The sequence below is a fragment of the Octadecabacter dasysiphoniae genome, assembly GCF_021532615.1.
GTDB classification, from domain to species: Bacteria; Pseudomonadota; Alphaproteobacteria; order Rhodobacterales; family Rhodobacteraceae; genus Octadecabacter; species Octadecabacter dasysiphoniae.
Genome location: NZ_JAKGAQ010000004.1, coordinates 62,016 through 85,124 on the forward strand (window position 1 = coordinate 62,016; position 23,109 = coordinate 85,124).

Sequence of the window (23,109 nt, forward strand, 5' to 3'; positions counted from 1 at the left end):
TGATGTTTGCGTGCATCATGGCCCGCGGCACCCGCCAAGCCCCCCAAACATACGCGACAGAGCAGGATTTGTTGGATGCGCTGACGCCTTATGATCAGGCCGATGTTCAGGGCGCGTGGTCGAATGATCAGATGTTGATGGTCCAGACCGTGACGTGGAACACGCCGCAGTCGCGCCATGAAACCGCGCCGCAAACCTGCCCGAAAACGGGACGTGTGATTGTGTCGTGGTCTCGATTGGACAATCGCGCGCAGCTATGTTCCGCGCTTGGCCTGACCGACAGCGATACGTTGACAGACCCGCAGATCATTCTTGCTGGGTTCGACATGTGGGATGACGCCTGCGCGGATCGGTTTGAGGGTGATTTCAGTTTCGTCATTTACGACCCGCAAACATCGCGAACGTTCTGTGCCCGGGACAGTATCGGGGCGCGGCCGTTCTTTTACTATGTGGATGCGGATGTGTTTGTCTGCGCCAGCACGCCCGTCGTTTTTACCGGTATGAAGGCGCTAAAGATCACGCCAAGCCGGGCGTGGATGGCGCGTCATATGGCGGATGCGCCCCATGACATGACGCACAGTGCATTTGAAGGCGTTGCGCGGCTTGCCCCCGCCCACAGCATGCGCGTGACGCGCGAAGGCCCCGTGGAACCGCAGCCTTATTTTGAATTCAAAGACACCGCGCCGGCCGCAACGCACCGTGATCCCCAGTATCTGGAGGACTACCGTGCCGCGTTTCACACCGCGACAGAGGCCAGATTGCGCAGCGATTTTCGGGTCGGGTCCGAAAGCTCGGGTGGGCTGGATTCGTCGTCGATCATTGGCCATGCCGTTAAACATCTGCCCCACGACATCGATGATTTTCATTGCTTCGGTATGAGTCACTTTGAACAAGAACCCGAATATCTGCTGGAAACAGCAATGCATTGCGGTGTGCGGCACAACCATATTACCACGCACGCCCGTTTGCACGATGATCCCAGTGTGTTGGAACGCACATTGAAGGTGATGGGGTATCCCGCCGAACACGATCAAGCCCATTGGCACATCGATATTCTGCGCCAGTGCCAGCAGTTGGGTATTCGTACTTTATTGTCCGGGTATGGCGGTGATGAAATGGTCACGCATCAAGCCGCGGCCCTTCACACCGAGCTTTTTCATAAGCGCAACTTTGGAGTTCTTGCGCGTGAGATGCACGGCAATGCGGTGACGCGCTGGGCGCGGTTTGCGCTGAATCTTCGACGGCTATCGGCGAAAACCAAAGGCAACGGTGCGGTCCAGCCCATCCCGAAATTTGTGCGCGCATATGTGGACAATGCATTGCTGCGCCAAGACGCGATTGAGGAGTTTCAAGTCACGCAGCGGTTCGCATCATGGTATGCGCATCAAGCTAAAGCGCTGACATTAAACGAACATATACTACGCGGCCCCGATCTTTCGCCACGGCGCGTGGCGCGGCTTGAAGCCTGTGCACTTCTCGCTCAGAGTTACGGCGTTGAATATCGTTGGCCTTTGTATGATCGCCAATTGATGCTCCAATTTCTTAAGACACCAGCGATTGAGAAACGTCGCAAAAAGATGGGGCGCTACCTCCATCGGCGCGCGGCCACGGGGACGATACCGGACAAGGTCACATGGAAGCAAAGCAAGGACCTTGGGGGTGTAACCGTTGGTCTGGTCGGGCGGGAATTGCCCAAGGACGGTTTTCAGAATGGCGCGCATCCTGTGTTGTCGACGGTTCTTGATCCTGCGAAAATGGGTGCCAAGCGGGCCGAATATGAACAGGCAAAATCGGGCGATACAGTCGATGAGATTGCTGTCGCGCAATACAATAGTTTCTGGCGGGCAAACGCATTGGTCCGCTGGCTGGCCTGACGTGGCATCGGAGGGGGCGCAAGACTCTTCATAAAGATTAACAAACATTTGCTTTCTGCGAATTTGAAACTTATTCTCTCCGCAGGAATTAGTTTTAGGAGATTTATCATGTCTGAAGAGAACAAAGCGCAGACCGAAGCGGATCAAAAGCTGCCAACCTATGTCGCGCCAGAGCTTAAGGTTCTGGATGCATCCGAGACCGCAGGTGGTAGTTTTACAAGCCCCACGGAAGGCCCGTATAGCCGGACGTCTTGAGGGTCGTTCTGCGCCGCTGATGGCGCGCGTGGAAATCAAAATTACATTTGATAAAATCTAACTTTGGTCGCATTTCGCAAGAATTGCGGCCTTTGGTTTTCAGGGGGTAATGGTGCGTGCTCGTATCACTAGCCAAGGAAAATATATGTCGCTTTTGATGTGAATTGATTTAAGAAGGTTGGAGACGATTGTGCGGTGTCTTTTTTGACTTTTTCCAACAGATCTAGGTTTGTGATTGGTCCTTTAGTGAGTGCGTTGAAAATTTAACCAGCTGATATGCTAGGGGCTTGGTCTTGGATAAGAACGAAAAGTTATTTGAACTGTTAGAGCCGCGCATTCTTCTGGATGCCTCGCTGGACTTCTCCGTTTCTGATACCCTTGATAACGTTGACACAATCGAGGCGATGTCAGCCTTGATCCGCACGTTCGAGGATCAATTTGATCCCGGCGAGGACGGCCTTCTTAACCTTTTGCGAACAGAGCTGATCGACGGGCTGGACGGCGCCGACGACCTGTTTTCCATCGTTGAGGGGCAGGACGGCACCGGTTTCGGAGAGCTTGAGGACATTTTTGAGCGTGTCCGCCTGTCCGGGATGCAAGTGGTTGAAGACTACCGCACAGACCTGAATGCCGTTTTCACCGATGCGGTTTACACCGATACGATCCTTGATTTGAGGGATACCACCCGCACTTATGGGGTGCGGGACGGCATGACTGAGGTTGGATTTCTAGACAACGTTGGGCTTTTGCGCATCAACGGTGTTGAATTGGCCGAAGGCACGACGCTGTCAGATTATTTGCGCAGCGCGGATGTGACCGAACAGGTTTTTGGTAGTGATCTTATCTGGTCTGACGGGAATCTGTCTGACCGGATCGATGCCTATTTTGATACGTTTGCTGTTGAGTACGCCCCTGTAACTGCGGGCAGTGATCCGTTGGCCCCCAATTATGAGCCATTCAGAGAGTATACGTTTGTCGAAGACGCTGCGGGAATTCTGACAACGATTGTTGAGTTCAAGGCGGCCTTCACCGAAGCCTACGACAATGTCATTGCGGCGGCCGATACCACCGCGCTTGAACAGATTTCGCTGGCGGATGTTGATAAGACGGGCGGCGGAGAGATCATCCGGTATAGCCAAACCAGCGTTGATGAAATCGCTGTGTCGGTGGATTTGCCGATCATCCAGACATTTCTGGATAAGCTCGATCTTGCGGGAAATCTGCGCACGATCATGCCGAATGATTTTTCCTTTTTGGCGCAAAGTGGGGTGTTTGAATATTCCATCACGGCTGCAACGGTTGTTGATGATCAGGGCACCACGACGGCCGCGATCGCGGATGTCGAAGACGATACTGTCACGGCAAATTTGAACATGGCGAACTTTGGGTTGGCGGGTGACCCCCTTGATCCGACGGGGATCGAGGCGCTGTTCGAATTTGGTGTTCCCGATGCTGTTGCTGGTGACATCAACAATCTTTTTGAGATAGGTGGCGCACCTGAAACGGATGTCGGGTTCCTAACCGGCACTTTGACGTCAATCGAAACCGGGCGCTTTGGCCTGTTCGATGCGGGCAATACGTGGACTGGTCTGGCGTTTGACGGCACTGTTATTGCGACAGTCGATCCTACGATTGGATTGACCCAGTCCAGCGTTCTTGGCGGACGCGGTGCCGTTGATTTTGCGCTGCGCGCGACGGAATTGGATGCCGATCCAGCCAATGCAGCCAGCCAGTTGGTTGAATTGGATCAGGCGGCAGAACTCGAACTGGTGCGCTATAACTTTGATATGAACTTGCCTTTGTCGCTGGACGCAGCGACGGGGATCGGGTTCGGCGCGAGCCTGACCCAAGCTGTCACAATCGGCCAGATTGCCGCCGATACAACTGTTGCCGCCTTTGATGATGCTGTTGATGTTGATTTCGCAATTACGAGCTTTGCCGGCGTCGATGCAGAACTGATTGAACCGCTGAACCGTATCGCCAACACGTTCTATGACACGGGCACGGATGTGGTTGAAACGTTCTTTGATGCTTTGGGCGACGGGGTTGCGTCTGTTCTTGGCAATGCGGGCTTTACGCTGGGCATTCCGCTGACCGATTTTGATATGACAGAATCCTTTGGGCAGATTGCAGATGTCTTCCAGTCCATTCCTGATCTGTTTGCCGCCAGTCCAGAGGATTTTGGTTTCCCTGAAACTGTCGGGTCGGTCGGGCTTCTGAATATCGATGAGACCGGTATTTTCGTTGATCTTGCGACGGATCAAACAAGCCAGACAGGCAGCGTTTTGACAGATGCGCAGCTAGATGCGCTGGCGCTGGAAACGAGTTTGAATTTCGTCATCGTGGGCTTTGATACAAACGACGTTGAAACCCGCACCGATGTTCCCGTCGACATTACCGGTTGGGCGGAACGCGATGTTTACGGCAATATCACAGACGAATCCTTGGTTGTTCTGGCGGGTCTGATTGAAGGGCAATTGGCAAGTTTTGGATGGGCTGTTTCCATCGCCAGCCGTGCGTTCAACTTTGCGGTGACAGGACCTGGGGCGATCCAGAACGTCAGCATGGAATCCATCGCGGGCACCACGAACCTACGCGATCTTGGGTTTAAACTGTCGCAATTGAACACAGGCACGCAAAACGGCACCGAAATTGCATCCCTTGATGTGCATCGCGAAATCGGAACGGTCGGGCTGGAGGCGCTTGATCTTGATGTGCTGAAAGGCATGTCCAGCGTGCGGTTTGAAATCGTCGTGGACGACGAAGTGCAGCTTGTGAATGTCGTGCAGCCGACAGGCGGTTGGGGCGCGAATACGGCTGGCGATCTGGCGCAGGGTTTTGTTAATGAAATCAACGCTGCATTGGTCCTGAAAGGGATCGACATCTCGGTTGCGAAGGCTTTTGTGGGGGCTGATCCGGCACTTGAATTCAGCTTGGGCGGGGATGCGGACGGGCGCTACAAAATCGGCCTTGATCTGGAATCATTGAAACGTGCCAACAGCCTTCAGGGTATGCTGGGTTGGATGGCAGATACGGTGGGCAACATCCCGTGCATTCCTGATTTTGAGGTCAACGTAGATATCGAAACAGGCGAAGTGATCTTCGATTTTGAACCCTTCGTTGCCTGTTCGATTGATAGTGACGGAAACATCGTTACGGGAATTCCAAGTGTCAGCGCAGGCCTGTCGATTGACAACACCAGCCTTGGCGAATTTTCGAATGTTGATCTTCAAGCCCAGCTTGATGGAACGCTGAGTGCGGAACTGAACGTCGCTGCGGGCTTTAACATTTTCGACATCCAGGCCGATTTCACGGCCAATGGTGAGATCGGTAGCGCGATCCTCGACAACGTGTTCTTTGACCAATTGTCGATGAATGCCGTTCTGGATGCGCAGGCGACCAACATCGTCGCCGGTCTTGATCTGGGGATGGTTGAAATCGGTGTGGGCACGGGCGCGGGTGGGCCTGACCCTGCAAACTTCATCGCGATCAATACTGAGCTTGATATTACAATCGTCGGCCAATCTGATGGTGCGTTCAGCAACCGTTTGACGGGCGCGCAACTGATCACGTTGGGAACGGATACCGGGCCGGGCAGCCGTTTGACGGATTTGCTGGGCCGCGTTGATCTGGAGGGCGGCATTGCCGTCATTCCATACCCCGCAAGCGGTGACGATGATGTGGTGATCGAAGGCGCCGTGGCGGGCGAACGTGTGGATTTCGACCTGCCCGCAAGCACGTTGGCTGATCCAGATGATGCCGCTGCCGAAGACCGCCAGAATGTTCTTGATCTGATCACGATCCAGAACGGCGATGATCGCGTTGACGGGCAAGATTACGTCATGGTTGCGATGAATCTTGAGGGGATCGATCTTGGCTTTGGCGGGCTGACCCCGTCGATTGATGAACCAATCTTTGCGTCTATCGGTGACATTTTTGACCCGATCAACACGACCAGCGTTGTCTTTGATATCGCTGAACTTGCTTGTCTGACGCTGGTTGATCCTAATCTGATTTTGGATGCGCTGATCGGCCTTGGCGACGTCATCGAAATTTACGAAGACAACCTTGAATCCTTCTTCCCGTTCCTGTTCGAAGACGTCCCGCTGTTGAACGACAGCTTGATGGCGACCTTTGATTTCACGTCTGGTTTCAACGATGCCTTGCAGGACCTTCGCGATGAGGGCGGGTTTAGCTTTGAGAACATCAACAGTGTGTTTGCGTCCGTATTCGGCGCGGATGTTGTTACGATCAATCTCGTCACTGCGGGCGGCGCATGTGAGCTGATCTTTGATCTCGATATCAGTTTCCTTGATGACTTTACGCAGGAAATTCCGTTCAACTTTAACCTCGTTGATTTGCTTGGCACGGCTGGGCTGAGTGCGCTGATCGATGGTGCGGATGACAATCTGGACTCCGATGAGCAGGGGGATGAATCCGCCGATGTTCTTGGGGATTTGTTGACAAATCTGGTGGACGCGCGCGCAGATGCGGCGTTGGTTCTGGATCCCGAACTTGGCCTGAACCTTAGCTTTGGGATTGATATCGCCGCGCTAGGTGGCCTGACATTGGCGAATGCGACTGCCACCACAACGCTCGAAGAAATCGCGAACGTGACTTCGGTGATCACCAATGGTGCGGGTTTTGACGATCTTCGCGTCAATTGGGTGGATGCGACAGATGGCAAACAGGCGAGCTATGCGATTGATATCGATGCGCTTTTGCCGCAGGCGGAAGGTGAGCCTGATGCAACGATCCAAGATGTCGTCACCGCCTTGCAGGCCGCATTTGACGCGGATGCAAATGGCTTGGTCGTTGAATTGGCGGACAACGCCGGTGATCTGACAATTGAAATCAAAGACCCCAATTCGACAGCGCGCGATCCCGCAGGTGTATTGGCGCTGTTTGCCGATCCGATTGATACGGCTGCACTGACGGCAGAGGGCGGCGTGCAGCCTGTTCTGGCGGAGGCCGGGGAATATCCGGTTCGCAGCATCGCGCTGGCTGATCCTGTTGATCCGACCTTGGGCTATACGTTCGACATCGTGATAGCCGGAACCGCACCGATCAGCATTGATGTTCCTGCCGACGGTGCGCGCGACGACGAAGGGTTTGTTGCCGCGCTGAACACAGCGCTGAACACTGCCAACCCTGCGATTCCTGCCGCCACGAACAACACGATCCTGATTGCGAATTCTGGTCTGGATGCTGGCGATATGTCTGGCGACAGCACACCACTGTTGCGCCTTTTATTGGCACGTCTGGATGATGACACCGGCGCGATTACGCTGGAAACGACGGCATTCGCGAACAGTCAGGGTTGGGACGAATTTTCGATTGCCATCACCGATACCGCAGGTGCGTTGTTTGGTGGCCCTGCGGAGGATGCTGGCGGGGCTTTTGAGGCACTGGCAGAGGCCGATCCTTACGTCCCACGCGCCATTACGATGATGGGTCTGGACACGATTGTTCCCGACGAATTCGAACCTCGGGTGCTTGTCGTTGCGCCGCCTTTGCCTGTCGCGGCCGTGCTGCCACTGCCAAGCGATGGTTTCACCCTTAGCGTGAATATCACGGTTCCGGGTTCTACGGCGACGGACACAATCGACCTTGTGATCGCCGAAGACCTGACACCCCTAACACCCCGAACACCGCAAGAATTGGTGGATGCCTTGAACGACGCGCTGCGGTTCAGCGCGCCAGATACGATGCGCACGCTTAATCTCGGGACACTGACGACATCGACGGAAACTGGCGCTGCTGAAGTCACCGATATCCTCGCGGGGAACGTGTTTGCGTTTGAGCTCAATGATTTGGGCCTCGTGTCGATCACGACCACATCTGCTTTGAAAATTGTTGGTTTGCCCGAGTTTGGGTTCTCTCTTGAATATACTGCTGTGAAGGCCGGGCTTCAGACGGGCGGTGCGGCGTTTGGCAACATTCACGGCACTGGTAGCGACTGGGAGGCAACTGATGCGTCCAAGGGTTACAGCTTTGCCATCCAGATTGCGGACGGCGATCCGATTGACGTGATTGTCGAAGAAGACTTTAGCCGCGTGACGCGCGCTGACTTTGTTGACGGTCTGAATGCGGCTTTGGTCAACGCTGGTGTTGATCGGTCGCTGATTTCCGATACTGCCGTGATTGGCACCACGACAACACTTAGCCAGATTTTACGCTTCGTTGCCGATGGCACCGACCTGACATTACAAAGCACGAATTTTGCGCAGGTGAACGGGTATAATGAATTCACCTTCGCCGTTGTAGGCAACGATATCAGCCACGACGTGACGTTCGAAGTGCTGGAGCTGGAGAAATCCAACATCGCCCGCGCGCTGGGCTTTAAGTCATTGATTGAACTATCGGATATCTTGAACGACCCATCGCTTGATGTGGTTGAAGGCGATGTGTCGTCCAGCGTCTTGAAAGCCAAAGACATCACCCATGATGCGCCGATCATTTTCATTGATACTGAAGGCGACAATGCTACCCGCATTTCCGCCAACCTGAGCCTTGGCACGCCCGAAGGCTTGAATATGGTCCTTGCGCTTGGTCCGCTTGAGGTCGGTATCGAGGGTGGCAGTGCGTTTATCGGCGCCAGTGGTGGTGAAGGGCGCGGCTATGTTGCCGGCGTTGTCGAAGATATCGATGGCAAGGATGACGGGCGTTATGATCTGGCGCATTTGTACGGAATTTTCCAATCAGATGACCCTGATTTCCTGCCACTGTTCGGCCTCGACGTTGATTTTGAAACGCGGATTGATTTGCCGTTCAGCGGTGGTTTTGGCCTGCTGAATCCTGACGACCACGGCTTTGTCTATGAATCTACTTTGTTGCGCACGACGGGTAATCCGGCGGATCCGAACGACAATTCCGTGTCTGCGCGCGCACTATTTGACACCGCGGAGGCCGCGCTGGTCGAGCTTTATACAGCTGACATCAACGCAACCGACGCCGAGGCCGCGCGCGCCGCAGCGATTGCTTTGCTCGATACTCATTTTGTTGGGGACGCGCAGGCGCTTGCGCTGATCGGGCTTGCACTGACGCAGGACGAGCTTGACGGTTTGATTGATCCGATCGCAGATCTTGCCAAATTTGGTGACACCCGCGCGGGTGAACGTGATGCGACGACCAATCTTTTGCCTGCGGATTACTACACCCCGACGGGTGATGCAGAATATGGCCCGCACTTTATTGAATTGAACTTGCCCGGTGTGGGGCTGTTTGATTGTGCGGGCATCCTTGATCTGTTGAACAACCCGCAAGCGATCATCAATGGTCTGGATATGATGGCCGGAACGATCCAAGGGTTCATCGACGACTTTATGGGCGATCTTGATCTGCCGGTCATTGGTGACAACCTTGCGCTTGGGGCCGGGTTCTTTGACGATTTCATCTATGATGCGTTGGACGAAGTGCGCGCCGATCTGGAACGGCCCATTGATCCGGCGGTGTCCGATGCGCTGCCGACATCGCTTGATCTGATCAACGTGTTGCTGAACCGCGCGTTGAACCTGATGTTTGATCCAAACGACACAAGCGCGGATCAGCAATATATTGCGGCGGCTGTGATCGATAACGGGGAACCTGCGATCTACGGCGCGTTGTCGTTTGATTTTGAAGTGTTCAATGCTGACTTGAACGTCGATCTTGCACTGGAAATTCCGGGCCTGAATTTGGATGTGGATGCGGGGGATGGCATCCATCTGCGCACGGTCTTGGATATTGATCTGGGCTTTGGTCTGGATTGCGAAGGCTTCTTTGTTCTGAACGATGTGGACAGCCCTGAAATTGCACTGACCTTCGAAGCGTCCTTGATCGACTTTGACCCAACAACCGCTGACACGTTTGAAGCGGGTATGAGTATCGGTGGTGTTCTTGAGGTATCGGCAACGCCAACGGCTGGAACTGATAACCTTGTGCGCGCGACCATTGGTCTTGATCTGTTTGGTGCGTCGGGCATTGCGACGGGCACGGGCCTTGAGATTGATCGCGCCTATGCCTTCAGTGAACCTGAATTCGCAGCAATGGGCGGCGGGGCCGTGCCCCTTGATGCCAACCGGTTCGACAATACGGTTTATCTGTCGCAAATCGATTTCGGTGATTTCGCGACCTTTACGTTGGACGTGACGGTTGATCTGAACCTTGATCTGACAATCGGCTTCGGATCGGGCAGCTTTGTGCCTGAAATCACAACGAAATTTATCTTTACGGCTGAAATTCCGCAGTTGGTCCTTGGGGAGCCTATTTCCACGGACATTCTGATCACCGACCTCAAATTCGACGATATTCGCCTGCACACGGGCAATCTGGGCCAGATCGTTGGCCAAGTCCTGAACCCGATTACAACCTTGCTGGAACCGATTACGGACGTCTTTAAACCACTGTCCGAAACGGTGCCCGTGTCCTACGCATTCAGCGCCGCGGCCGCGATTTTCCCGATCCTGAATGTCGGCACGCAGATCACCGAGACGCTGGGTACTTTGGCTGATCTGCCAACCAGCAATCCTGGCGGTATTTGCATCGGCACCTATAATTTCCTCGGCTTCAAGAACGAAGTCTTGTTGTCTAATTTCCGCGCCAGTGATGCGATCTTTACGCCGTGTTTCGACTTTGTGCTTGATCTTGGGTTCTCGGCGAGCGTGTCCGGCCCCGGTCTGGACATCAAGCTACCGCTGCTGACAGATCCATCCCATGCGTTGAACTTACTGTTGGGTAATTTTGATCGGGTGAGCCTGGTTGAGGCCGATTTCAATCTGCTTCAGGCGGATATCAACGCCAATATCTCTGCTGCAATTGTGAATACCCTGAACTTGCCGAGCTGGATCGGAAGCGCGATCACAGGTGGATTTACCGCCAACATCGATATCGATTTTGATGCAGGATTTACTGTTGGGTATGATCTGGCTGGCGTCGTTAACTTTGCCAATTCCTATGATCCTGAACGCCTTCTTGATGGCATTTTCCTTGATGCTGCGCCGGGTGCGTTGGTGGATGGCAGTGTGCGCGGTACGTTCGGGTTGAATGCAGGTATTGCGGGGGCATCCGGCAATATCGGCGGCGATGTAACCCTGACGTTTACGGATCCAAACAACGACGGCAAATTGCGTTTGCCTGAACTTTTGGCGCAGATTGATCTTGCATCCACTCAGACAACGCTGAAGGGGCTGCTGGGCTCGTTCTTCAATGGGTCGGTCAGCTTTAGCGCGGGTCTTAGCATTTGGGGCGGTATCAACTTCCCTTCACCGCTGCCCGACCTCAGCTTTTCGACGACTGTGTTCCAGACCGAACTGTTTAACATCTCGCTTGAACCGACGTTGCCGGATGTTGCCATCGCAGATGTCATTGTGTCAGGGGCTAATGTTACGTCTGTGCTGAATGTAGGCGCGCGGGCTGGGGGCAATCTGTCGTCGATTTCGCAAGACGCCAATGATGTTATCACGATCAATAACAATGGGTTTGTGAGCTATACCGCCAGCGGGCAGGTCTTTAGCACCAAGACAGCATTGCAAACGGTCAATGCGAATGCTGGAATTGTGATTGCAGCGGGTGAAGGCACCAACACCGTTGATCTGTCTGCGATGGACCGCGCAACGAGCGCTACGATTACTTACACAGGCGACGGGAACGACACGATCAATCTGGCACTTGATGGTACCCATGTCGTGTTTGCAGGTGGCGGGCGTGACACGATCAACCTGACCAACGGCAAAGGCACCTATTACATCTTTGCCGAAGACGGCGCCGACACATTGAATCTGTCCACCGCAGCAGGCGGCACGGTTTATGTCTTCGCGGGTGAAGATTTCGGGATGCGTGAACAATTCCTCGATACCTTCAGCGTCAGCGGCAAGACGATCAAAACGTCAGTGACCGAAGCCGAGATTGCAAAACAATTCACCGGCGGTGCAGTTGATCTTGGGCCCGCCAACGTTTTTGAAAACCAGTTCACCCGCGCAACCCAACTGACGGGGCAGGGCGATGATGAAATCGTCAGGATTGCTGGTTCTGGCAATGCCAACGTGTTCACGGGCAAGGGCGATGATCTGATTTCGGTTACGGGAACGGGCGACGCTGACATCTATACAGGTGCGGGCAACGACCAGATCAATTTCACCGGAACTGGCACGACGCATACGCAAGCCGGTGCAGGGGCTGACCTTGTGACATTCACAGGTGGTTCAAATACTGCCTACGGATGGGGCGCGATTTCACAAGCGGATGAGGACAGCGGTACGTTTGACCACCTTATGCGCGATGATGGCGACGATATTATCATCGGTGAGGGCGGTGCTGACACATTCTATGGCCAATACGGCAGTGACATTCTGGGCGGCGGTTTTGGTAATGACGCCTTGTTTGGCGGCTATGACGACGATCTGATGTCCGGCGGTGTTCTTGAAGTCCGGTCATTGGACAAAGACGGCAATGTTGGCGCCACAACGATCACGCTGACTGATCCGTCTGCGGTGAAGAACCTTCAGACACGTTTGCAGGTTCAAACGGCGGATGCTGCGGATGGGCAGGACTCACTGGATGGCGGCGCGGGCAGTGATATTTTGCTTGGCGGCGGCGGTAACGATACCCTTTCGGGCGGCGACGGGTCTGACCTTGTTGTTGGCGATTATGGCCAGATCAATGTGTCGGCCAACCGCACGGCTGAAACTTTTGTATCGACCGGTATGACATCAACAACCGCTGGCACTGACATTCTGAACGGTGGTTCGGGTGGTGACATTCTGGTGGCCGGTGGCGCACAGGACGTGACTGCGACGGAAACCATCACCGATCTGGTAGGTAATAACACAGTCTTTGGTGACTTTGGCGTCGCTGAAGGAAGCCGTATTCTGGAACTGGTCAACGCCTTCCGTGCGATTGCGTCTGATACGGGTACCATCGACAATATCACGACGGGCGCTGGAAATGACGTGATCATTGGTGGTGAACGCGGTGACATCATCAACGCTGGTCTGGGCGGTGATTTTGTTATCGGTGATCTGGGTTCGTTCGTTCCGGGCGACGGGATTGTGAACAACACCTATGTGCAAAACGGTGTCGTGGTTGCGAACACCAGTTTGCTTGAAGGAGATGATCAAATCTCGTTCGGGGTGGCGGGTGCGGATGATCTGTTTGACGTGGCACTTGGCGGCGGCGGCAGTGATACGATCACATCTGTGAATGGTGGTCTGGCGGCCCTCGGCGATTACGGCCAAATTCAACTGAGCGCGCAGGGCGTGCGCGCCTTGCTTGGTTTGTTGCCCCTGTCGTCAACGGCAGATGCCGATGAAATCGCTGCCTACAATGAACAGGTCGCGCTGATCGAACGCATCGTGCAAAGCATGGAAACCGTGGATGACACAGGCGCCGTGTATGGTGATCTGGGTGCTAACCCACGTTATGGCGACGACAGTCTGACCACGACCGAAGGCGGCAATGTTTTTGCTATCATGGGTGGCAACACGGATGATGGCGCAGGAAATATGGGCGGTGATACCGTCAATCTTGCCGACGGCCTAAGCTATATCATCACCGATGATGGCCGATTGACCATTGATCAGATTGATGATGGCGCGGGCAGCACGTTCGGACAGGTTAAGGGTGAATCCTTTAGCACTGAATTTGCGGGCAATGACACGGTCACCACAGCGAACGGCCGCGACATTATCCTGACAGGCGATCTGGCGGATACGGTAACGGCGGGCGACGGGCTGAACATTGTGATGACCGACAACGGTACGCTGGAAACTGCGGATGTGCTGACGGCCTCCCCCACGACCCTGACAAGTGATGCAGGCGCGGGCGATGGCAATGACACCTACTTTGGTGGTGCAGATGACGATCTGGTCGTTCTGGGCGGCGGTAACAGCGCCGGAACAACCGTCACGGACAGTGCGGTTCTGGGTGAGGGCGACAATTACGCCATGGGCGATTCAGGCCAGATCAGCATTACGCTGGGTGTGGATGGATCGCAGGCTGTGTCGCTGGTGTCTGATCCGGTCGTGGTTGGAAACAACGACGGTATTGACCAGATCACAGCCGGCAGCAGCGATGATTTCATCGTGCTGGGCGGCGGTGCTGACATCGCAGACCTTGGTGATGGCATCACCTATGTTCTCGCGTCTTCGGGCGCGTTGAACACGACGTCTGCGACGGACGGGCGATTGACCGTCAAGATCGCTTCGGCTGACGTTGTTCCGGATGCTGTGGATGGTGATGATGTGATCACCGCAGGTTTGGGCGATGATTTTGTCGTGCTTGGTCTTGGTGCGGATACGGCCAACCTTGGGGATGGCACGGTGCATATTATCGGCGGTGAAGGCACGATTGATTTTGAACGAACAGCAGGCGGGGACCGCGTTCTGGATATGGTCAGCCAATTGGCCGTGCTGTCTGATCTGGATGGCGACGAAACGATCACCGCCGGTAGTGGTGATGATTTTATCATTCTCGGACTTGGTGATGACTATGTCGAAACTGGTGATGGCGAAAACCGCGTGGTTGGCGATCAGGGCCGTATGGCCCTTGATACCGCTGCGGGTACGGAATTGTTGACGTTCCTGTCGCCTGAACTTGGCGGTGATGACACCGTATTTGGTGGTGCAGGTGACGATTCAATCTTGCTGAGCCAAGGGGATGACTACGCTGAAACATTCGGCGGCGAAGACCTGATTGCGGGCGACAACGCGACGCTGACCAAGAACGACGTCACTGGTGTCCATCTTCTTGAGGCTGACACACAAGCCTTTGGCGGTGATGACCGGATTTTGGCGGGCGACGGAAATGACCTGATTATCGGCTCGTTTGGTGCGGACACGATTGAAACAGGGATCGGCGAAGATTTTGCCTTGGGCGACCTTGGCGATATTACTTTCCGAAATGCCACAGATGTCGAAACGCTAACTTACACGACCGTTGATGTGGGCGGTAACGATGTGATCACCGCGACCGGAACAGGATCTAACATCCTGATCGGACAGTTTGGTGATGACATTATTACGGGTGCTGACGATGATGATGTGCTGATCGGCGATCTGAGCGAGTTGCAGTTAAGCAGTTTCGAAAATGTCCTGCCCGGCCAGTCGCAGGTAGAACGCATTGAGGCCGTTGTATCGATCCGCCCCGACCTCGGGTTTGACGACAGCCTGATTGGTGCAGATGGCAATGATCTGTTGATCGGTGGCTTTGGCGCAGACAGTCTTTTGGGCGGCGACGGGCAAGATTTCCTGTTCGGTGATACCGTCGATGTGCGCCGTGACTATGATCCTGTAACCCAGATCGAAACGCTTGACTTGGATACAAATTTCGCCTTTGAATCAGGTGGTTACGATATCATGGACGGCGAAGATGGCGCTGACATTCTGGTGGGTGGCCTTGGGGCTGATTTGTTCTTTGGCAACACCCGGACTGACCTTTTGGCAGGTGACGCCTTTACCGGAAAATACATCACCTTCTTCCCGACGGGCCTGACAGGCACCACGCCTTTGCGCGAAGTTGATGAAGTGAACTTTGCAGGCTTTTCGGCGGTTGATGTGTTGACCGATGCACAGGTCGGAACGTCCCTGGGTGTGCTAGGGACAGGGTTCCTGTCGACATTCGGACGTGACGTTTTTGACGAAGACCACCTTTCTTCAACCCTCGATCTGATCACGCCACCGGCCCAGCCAATTGACGCGAGCGATCGGTTCGGCAGTGATCCGGTGCTGTTCTTGCGCGTGATCGAAGGGTTCTTTGAAAACGAAGACATCATTCGCCGCATTTCCGAAACGGTCTACTTTGGGGTTGATCTTGACCTCGCGCTCGAGGATCTGACCCTCGCGTTCCGTGCCTATCTGCTGGATCAGGGCATTATGGAACTTCATGTTGATATGGTGCTGTTTGATGCAATGCTGCGCCGGGTTCTGGATGACGCAAGCGATAATCCGGCACCTGATGCGGATGCTGTCGTTCCGGCTGGGGATGGCGTTGTCATCCAACAGATACCTGCCTGAGATCGTGGAGCGCTAATCGGTGGACGTTGCTCTTCCCAATCCTGACTTTGAGGCGGTTCTAGATGTGGACGGTCTTAGCGGTAGTGGGCAAGAAGGCGGTCGGCCCCTGCCCACAATTGAAAACGCGCAGTTGGATAAATTGCGCGGTGCACGGCCCACCGCCCATAAGGTCGATGGTTGGATACTGTGTGCCGCACCACTGGCTGCCGGTGTCGCGCTGGTCCATGGGTATCGCGCGCTGCCCAAAGGTGTCGCGCTTTCAGACCTTATCCGCCATGTTGAATCAGCGGCGCGCGCGCAAGTAACGCGCCCTAGAACTGCCCAGCCAGACGCAGTTGATCGATTGCGCGACGCGGCGGTAGCGGTGTCGAAAATGCCACGTAAGAAACGGATCGGGCAGGTTCTTTATGCAATCCGTGATGCGGGGCTGTCCGGCGTTGCCGCCCTAGCGGTGATCAAGAACGGCCGCGTCAAGAAGATCCATTTTGCGGCGAAAAGCGGCGTTAATGTCCGTGATGAACTTCGCTCTGTCATCCTCAACCCGAAACCGGACAGCGACGCAATCGAACTTGATTTGATTGCGCGCAGTCTGGGTGGGGCATCGGGCACGTTGTATCTGCCAAGTGATCCAGACAACGGGCTGGCGTTCTTTGGGGTGGATCTTACGGCGCAAGCCAAAGACGCGCTGGAAAGAAACGGCGAATTCTTCGCGATGCTGACAGAGCTTAACCCCAATACAGGACGTGGCGCGCGCGTGTTGTGGGGGGCGGGGGTTCTGGCCGTTTTGGCCGCTGTCGGCGTTTATTTGGCTATGCCAGCGCCGGTTTATGTTTCAAATTTCGCAGAAGCCCGCGCCAGCCAATCAGTCACGGTTGCCCTGCCGTTCGGCGCGTTTCTTGAAAAATCTATGGTGCGCCCCGGTCAGGTTCTTGACGCAGGGGAGGTGGCGGCGGTGCTGCGATCGCCCGAGATTGAAAACGGGATCGCCGAACAAAAAGTCAGCTATGCGCTTGAACAGATCAATGCGCAGGATGCGTTGAATGCCGGGGATTACGGCGAATTCCAGTTGGCGGAAAAGCGTGCAGAGATTGCGTTACTGCTGCAACAACAGCTTGAAAGCCGACAGGCGCAGTTGACGGTGACGGCCCCTGTCGCCAGTCGCGTCGTGACGGCGCTGCCTGACGGGGACCGCGGGAATTTCTTAAGCACCGGAACGCCTGTCGTGGTTTTGCAGCCAAAGGCGATGTTTGATTTGTTGATTGATGTTTCGGACCGCGACAGCGCATTGGTACAGGCAGGCCAATCCGGCCATGTGTTTTTTCGTGGTCTTAGCGATGAAACGTACCCTTTCGAAACGCTATCGACGGCAACGCTGACGACCGTGCCGGAAACAGGGGAAACCCGCAGTGTGGTGCGCGCGCGCATCCTTGGGGCGGATCAATCTGATTTGTTGGTCGGCCTTTCCGGATTTGCCAAAATTGAAACGCGCACTGCCCCGCGCATTGTCGGACTGACACGGCCACTTGTGGATTACATAAGGCTTACCCTTTGGAAAACACTTGGCTTCACTTTTTAAAAGACCTTGAGGTCAGCTGTTTTTCCAGCGGGGACGGGATGCGCTATGCTGTCCATGAACCAAGAAGCGGCAAGATTTTTCTGACCAATCGCACCATCGCACAGCATTTGAATGCGTTGCAAAACGGGCAAACCGATCTTGCGGTGGCAGATCAGAATGAAATGGCCAAGGTTTACGGATTTATCGAAACGGTGCGAAATGCATCGACCGCAGAGCTGACGGCAAAGCCTCCGTTCAACCCGCTATTCGTGCGTTGGAAAGGGTTGGACCTTGGAAAATATGACCGCCCATTGGCACGGTGGGCGGCGTGTTTGGGGCCATTTGTTTGGCCTGTTTTCATCGGCCTATTTCTGTGTTGCCTCGGGCTCGGGGTGATCAGCGAATGGGCCATCCTTGGCGCTGCTACGCAGATGATTTCGATTGAGGGGCTTGCGACATTCGCGCTGATGTCGCCCTTCCTTAAGCTCCCGCATGAGCTTGGCCATGCGTTGGCGGCGCGGCGTTTTGATGTGCCGTTGCGCAATGCAGGCATCATATTCGTGGGGCTGTTTCCACTGCCATTCGTGGATACGTCTGCGGCGGATATTTGCGCCAACAAAAACCAGCGTATCCGCATCAGCCTTGCGGGTATTTTCGTTGATTTGCTGATCGCGATGACGGCCTTTGTGGCGTGGTATTTGGTCGATGGAACCTTCCTTAAGACGATCACGGCCAACATCTTTATTTTTAGCAGCCTTAATTCATTGCTGTTCAATGGCAATCCATTGATGCGTCTTGACGGATATTTTGCGTTTTCCGACTGGATCGGCCATCGTAATCTGTCCAGTGCAGCGGCACAAATTTTCAAGAACGCACGCACCTATTGCGCGACCTTTGGTGGGGCAGGCGCCTCGGTTCAGGGGCGCAAAGAACGGATGTATCTGTTCTACGGGGTGGCGTCGGGGCTTTATAAAATCAATATCCTTTTGACGATCCTGTGGCTGACGCTGCCGCGCTTTTTCGGGTTGGGATTGCTGTTGGCGATCTGGGGGGGCTATGCGATGTTCTTTTCGCCGCTGCTCAATAAATTGCAGGCAGAACCGGTAGAGGGAAAGCAATCGTATATGGGACGGCGGGCGGTATTTTGGGGTGGAGTTTTGGCCGTGACGGGCGCATGCCTGTTTATTCCGTTGCCGTTCAAGGTCACCGTTCCGGTTTCTCTTGATACAAACGGGACTTACGCCGTGCAGACGCAAGCGGCGGGTGTTTTGCGCCAGATCAGCGATAGCGGTCAGGTTGATGCGGGCACGGTCTTGTTCGCTATGGATAATCCCGTACTTGACCAAGACATTGCACTGGCCCGTGAAATCCTTGTTCTGGCGAATGCGCAGCGCGATAATGTGCTTCAACGCGATGCCACCCAAACCCGAATTGCCACCGCACAATTGGAAGCACCCCAAAAGGAGCTGGAGGTGTTGCTGGTCGGGCTTGAGGCCATGACGTTGAGCGCGCCACAAAGTGGCATTTTTCGACCCAGTACGGATGCCCGCACGGGTGCGTTTTTCGCCGAAGGATCGCGGTTGGGGTATTTGTTACCTGATGTTGCCCAAAGCGTTGTGATTGGCCAGTTTCCGGAAGACCAGATTGCGCGGCTTCGTGATGGCGACCCTGAATATTCGCTTTGGAATGCCGGTGATGTGTTTGCTAACGACACGGTGATTGAAACCCGTCTGGTGCAGATCAACCAGCTTGCTGCTGAAACGGGCCAGCGGACGTATCAGTTGATTGCGCATCTCAACCTGCCGCCGAATGCGCTGCACGGGCGTCAGCAATACCTGAAACTGACCCTTGAGACCGCACCAGTGTACACGCATCTATACGAGGTTTTCTTGAACCTGCGTCGCAGCTATTTGAACGCACGGATTGGCCAAGGCGCCAACTAGAACTGAAAGTTGAGGTTCAGGCTGATGATTTCTTCTTCGTCGAATTCTTGCTGCTCAATCGGTTTGGCGACGTTCAGTTGCATGATGCCTATGGCCGTGTCCCAATAAACGGCGACACCGGCGGAGCTGCGAAGGTAGAATTCATCATCAATGATGCCGGACGCACCGCCCGCAGTGACGTCCAGATCCCACAGCGCACCTGCATCGACAAAAGCACCCAGCGTGACCGACGGGTTCGGTGTTTCCGTGCGCAGTTCGACGGATGTTGTCATGTACGAATTACCGCCAAGTGCGGTGTTCACGCCACCAGCGACGCGGTCCCGTGGGCCGATACCGGAGTAGGTGAACCCGCGCGGGGCGTCGCTGCCGACAAAGGCACGATCTACGATGCTGACGTCATCACCACCGCGACCTTCAATGCGGCCCACGTCGCCGTTTACCGCAAGCACAAGGCCGTAGGGGAGTTGGGTGTTGTACTGCGCACCCAATTCAGCCGCGATCCATTCACGATCCCCAGCCGGTGTTGCCACCGTTAGCGATCCGTGTACGTCAAAACCTGTGGCCATCGGGCCAGTGGCCGTGAATGTGGAATAGTCAAAGCCGATCCCGACGCCGACAGCCGTCGATCCATCCAGATCAGCAGGCACAAGCGGGGACACATTCGGGCCAAGATCGCCCAATGAATCTGATTGCCAGAACAGCCGCGCATCATAACGCAATCCACCAATGGTCTGCGCGCCGATGGTCACGTCGGCGGCATAATGTTCCATCGAATATGTCTGCGATTCCCAATCAGACGTGCGGGCCTCGAGAGTGGTGCGCACAAATGTGCGCGATCCTATGGCCGTGTCGCCCAGGGAAAACGTCTTGCTGATCAGTCCGGTGATCGCATCCCCGTCATCACCTGCCTGATAGCCAAGCGACAGATCAACGCCACTGCCCAACACATTTTCCGCGTCCAAGCCAACAAAGGCCAATCCCCCCCGCAAAGAAGAATAGCTTGCGCCGGTTTGAAGGGCGGCCGATCCGCCGTCTTGCGCCATCACGGTGCTGCCCGCTGATGCCAGCCCGCAAACCAGACAGGTTGTTCTTAGAAATGCCATGTGCGACCCTATCATCCTAGTTTCCATCCGACGGGAAGAGGCACTGGTAGCCTGGTAAAATATTATCCGCATCCAACGTGAAATAGACGCTTTGTGTGTTGGACGACAAATCGGCAACCTGCGCCACGTAATCCAACGTCACAGGAACGGTCGTTTGTTGGTTCACGACGATTTCGAACGCATCACGGCCCAGAAAATCAGCGAGTAGGGGCGTCGGCACGTAGGCCTCGACGCGCAGTGGATCGTTGACGTAAACGATTGCCACGTGGCGGCCTTGCGGGCTTTCACCAACATCAATCAGGTCTTCGCCGATTGCGCCCGCGACCGGGCTGCGGACTTCGGTTTTGGTCAACGCAATGCGCGCTTCCTCTGCCTCGAGTTCAGCGAGAACCAAAAGATCGGTTTCGCGGCTAAGCGCGCCTTGGGCGGTTGCCAGTTCCAGCCGTGCTGCTTCGAGGTCGGATTGGCTGACCGCGCGGCGCGCCACACCTTGACGCAACCGGTTGACTCGCACGGCGAGTGCATCGCGCTGGGCTTGTGCGGCGTCGCGGCCTGCTGTCAGTGTCGCGCGGACTTCTGCGGCGGCAAGCTGGGCGTTGATCAAATCCGCATCAAACGTCGCAATCAGATCGCCCTTTGCAACGGTTGAACCGGGGCGCACAAACACTTCGCTTACGATACCAGAGGTTGGTGCCGCAATTTCGACAACCTGCAAAGGACGAATTGCGCAATTGATACCAAAGCCGCTGGACTGGGCGCTAACGGAAGACGCCAAACCGACAGCGGTAAGAAGGACGGACGCACCGAAGCGGGTAGTCATCCTAAAGCCCCGACGGGCTGAGCGACGATCCAGTCAAAAACTGGTAGCGGCCCCAAGCCTTGAGGTATTCAAACTGTTGGAATTCTAGCGTTTCGCGCGCAGAGTTCTGCGTGAGAAGACGGTTCAGCACGGCGATTTCGGCGCTTTCGCCGCTGGCGACGCGATTGCGTTCCAGTGTGACGTTGCGCCCTGACAATGACAGGGCGGAATTGGACTGCGCGATCGCGCTCGACAGGTCGCTCATGCGATCATAGGTCGAAGAAATCTGTGATCCCAACTGGCGTCGGATCGCAAAGTATTCAAGCGCGGAACTGCGCAAATCCACAGCCTCAAGCGCGGCTTGGTAGCCTTGCCCATCGGCATTGAAGATCGGAATGGTCAGGCGCACACCGACGGTAGTGTCCACAGTTTGTGACCCGCCACCAAACCGCGATCCTTCGCGGGTTTCATCCTCAAAGCTTGCGAAAGCATCCAAAACTGGCGCGAAATCCGAGGCGAGGGCTTCTTTGCGTGTCAGCTCTGCTTCGACCACGGAGATCGCAGTCGCCAACAATGCCGGATTGTTTTCCTCGGCGGCGGCGATGCCTGCGGCCGCACTGGTGGTGCGTTCACTGCGCAAGATGCTGGAAGGCACGGTGAAGTTCGCGATGTTTGTTACGGATGATCCTGTCAAATAGGCAAGATCTGCCAAAGCATCGCTATAGCGGGTCTGTTCGACTGCTTCTTCGGATGCGAGGGACGCGCGCTCTGCCGCATAGCTGTTGCGCAGCGCTGCCGTTCCAAGCCCAAGGTCAACCAAGGTGCTTTCACTTGCGATCTGGCGGCCAAGCAACCCTGAACGCGCCCGCAAGCTGTTGATCTTTGCGCGACTTTGGGCGGCTTCGACGTAGGCCGTGAACGTGTCAAACGTCACCTGCTGCACGGCAGCAATGTATTCGACTTCGGCCACTGTTCTGGCTGTCGTTTGCAGCTGGATGTTGAAAATCCGGCTGAGGTTGAAAATCGGCTGGGTCAGTTCCACCCGCAGGCTGGTCACCGGATAGCTTGCCGTGCCTTCGTTAAACACGGCGTTATCGGACTGGACCACTTCTTGGTCGACTTGGGTGTAGGTCGCGCTTGCGGAAATCTGGGGAAGATAACCGTAAATCGCGTTCATGCGGACCACATCGGCGCGATTTAACGCTTGTGTGGCGCGTGCAATGTCGGTGTTGCGCTCAAGTGCGAGGGAAAACAAAGCGTTGAGAGATTGCGTCGCCCCGTTTGCGTCTGGGTCAGACGCAAATTCAGCGGCCAAAGCCCCGGTCGCATTTTCGCGTCCCAATGCGACTTCAAGACGTTCGTCTGCTTGTGCCAAAGCCTCTGAATCAGGGCCTTGGGACAAAAGCGCTGCCAGCCGTTCGGCCGTTGCTTTGTTTGTTTGTGCTTCAGAGCACCCCAGCAGCAATGCTGCCACACAGGCGAGTGACGCCTCAACTTTGAAATTCTTCAAACTATTTTCCCCAAAAAGACCTTAGTTTCATTCAAGCCCATTCCGGCAAAAAACCGCCGGATATGAGATCTGACGTTGTAGC

8 protein-coding genes are annotated in these 23,109 nt (G+C 55.1%); 5 read left to right on the plus strand and 3 right to left on the minus strand.

The annotated features are described in order from the left end of the window. Positions 1-2 precede the first annotated feature (2 nt). From L0664_RS14880 to L0664_RS14900, 5 genes are all read left to right on the plus strand, one after another. Positions 3-1,874 carry an asparagine synthase-related protein gene (locus tag L0664_RS14880; protein ID WP_235226686.1) on the plus strand — a complete coding sequence of 624 codons (1,872 nt, stop codon included), beginning with the start codon at positions 3-5 and terminating at the stop codon, positions 1,872-1,874. A 108-nt stretch (positions 1,875-1,982) separates the two neighbouring features. After that, entirely contained in the window at positions 1,983-2,129 is a 147-nt protein-coding gene (locus L0664_RS14885; RefSeq protein ID WP_235226687.1) for a hypothetical protein, read from the plus strand. A 293-nt stretch (positions 2,130-2,422) separates the two neighbouring features. Then, positions 2,423-16,117, plus strand: a complete 13,695-nt coding sequence (locus tag L0664_RS14890) for a beta strand repeat-containing protein (protein WP_235226688.1) — start codon at positions 2,423-2,425, stop codon at positions 16,115-16,117. A gap of 19 nt (positions 16,118-16,136) precedes the next feature. Further along, entirely contained in the window at positions 16,137-17,693 is a 1,557-nt protein-coding gene (locus L0664_RS14895) for an efflux RND transporter periplasmic adaptor subunit (RefSeq protein ID WP_235226689.1), read from the plus strand. Continuing rightward, positions 17,666-19,615, plus strand: a complete 1,950-nt coding sequence (locus tag L0664_RS14900) for a site-2 protease family protein (RefSeq protein ID WP_235226690.1) — start codon at positions 17,666-17,668, stop codon at positions 19,613-19,615. The genes L0664_RS14895 and L0664_RS14900 overlap by 28 nt, the downstream gene beginning before the upstream one ends. On the opposite strand, the gene L0664_RS14905 is transcribed toward L0664_RS14900, so the two are convergent. The 3 genes from L0664_RS14905 to L0664_RS14915 are packed head-to-tail and all read right to left on the minus strand — an operon-like array spanning position 19,612 to position 23,027. Beyond that, positions 19,612-20,718, minus strand: coding sequence for a BamA/TamA family outer membrane protein (locus L0664_RS14905; RefSeq protein WP_235226691.1), 1,107 nt, complete (start codon positions 20,716-20,718; stop codon positions 19,612-19,614). The genes L0664_RS14900 and L0664_RS14905 overlap by 4 nt on opposite strands. Positions 20,719-20,734: 16 nt before the next feature. Beyond that, positions 20,735-21,538: an efflux RND transporter periplasmic adaptor subunit gene (locus tag L0664_RS14910; protein WP_235226692.1), complete on the minus strand. Its 804-nt coding sequence runs from the start codon at positions 21,536-21,538 to the stop codon at positions 20,735-20,737. A 1-nt stretch (position 21,539) separates the two neighbouring features. Continuing rightward, positions 21,540-23,027, minus strand: coding sequence for a TolC family protein (locus L0664_RS14915; protein ID WP_235226693.1), 1,488 nt, complete (start codon positions 23,025-23,027; stop codon positions 21,540-21,542). Positions 23,028-23,109: the final 82 nt, after the last annotated feature.

Excerpts from the sequence above, each read along its gene's own strand:
- L0664_RS14880 (WP_235226686.1), top strand. The coding sequence starts at position 3 with ATGTTTGCGTGCATCATGGCCCGCGGCACCCGCCAAGCCCCCCAAACA.
- L0664_RS14910 (WP_235226692.1), bottom strand. The coding sequence starts at position 21,538 with ATGACTACCCGCTTCGGTGCGTCCGTCCTTCTTACCGCTGTCGGTTTG.
- L0664_RS14905 (WP_235226691.1), bottom strand. The coding sequence starts at position 20,718 with ATGGCATTTCTAAGAACAACCTGTCTGGTTTGCGGGCTGGCATCAGCG.
- L0664_RS14885 (WP_235226687.1), top strand. The coding sequence starts at position 1,983 with ATGTCTGAAGAGAACAAAGCGCAGACCGAAGCGGATCAAAAGCTGCCA.